Here is an 868-nt window from a genome sequence, read left to right as displayed (position 1 = left end):
CCGATAACAAGAACGAACATCAGATAGAACTCCAAGCATCACACTCGAATAGTCTTCTGGGTCTCGAGCCCGCATTTCGCAAGCAAGAGTTAGCTTATTATGAATACAAATACACTTCAAAACATTAATGTCGGCGTTGATACAGGTAAGACACAACTTGATATCTATATCCGCCCTCTCGATATCTATTTTAATGTCACAAATGATGAAAAAGGCATCAAACAAGCCGTTCGCACTATTGCTAAATATCATCCAGAACGGATTGTTATTGAAGCAACCGGTCGATTGGAGATGCCATTCATCTTAGCGTGTGAAAAAGCCAATCTGCCTTATGTCATCGCTAACCCATTACACATCAAAAAGTTTTCTGGTGCTCTTGGCAATAAAGCGAAAAACGACCGCCTAGATGCGGCGCTTATCGCCCACTACGCCGAAGCAATCAAGCCAAAACTCACGCAATTAAAAAGTGAAAACATACGTTTAATGAGCGACTTAGTCACTAGACGAAACCAATTACTATCAATGCAAACGATGGAAAAGAATCGACATCAAATCCTTCCTCAATCACTTGCATCTTCAATCAAACCTATCTTAACTGCTCTCAAAAATCAGATTGCAAAAGTAGAAAACAGAATCGAAAAACTCATAGAAACTTGCCCTGACTACCAAGCTAAAAACGAGATACTGCAGAGCGTCCCTGGTATCGGGAAAATCGCCGCAGCGTCACTTATTAGTAACGTTCCTGAGCTCGGTTACATCACCAACAAACAAGCAGCCTCTTTAATCGGGGTTGCACCCATTACGCGTGAAAGTGGCAGTTTCAAAGGCAAGAGAATGATCAAAGGTGGACGGATGCAAGTAAGGACTG

At 42.1% G+C, this 868-nt stretch carries 1 protein-coding gene; it reads left to right on the top strand.

Translation table 11 applies throughout. The features are described 5' to 3' along the window. Positions 1–99: 99 nt before the first annotated feature. The coding region (locus tag CIK04_RS31115; protein WP_128824781.1) for an IS110 family transposase at positions 100–868 on the top strand (769 nt) is incomplete at its 3' end.

The organism is Vibrio sp. 03_296, assembly GCF_002265885.1.
The sequence above is the reverse complement of the archived record's forward strand: the minus strand, read 5'-3'. Positions and strand labels throughout refer to the sequence as shown.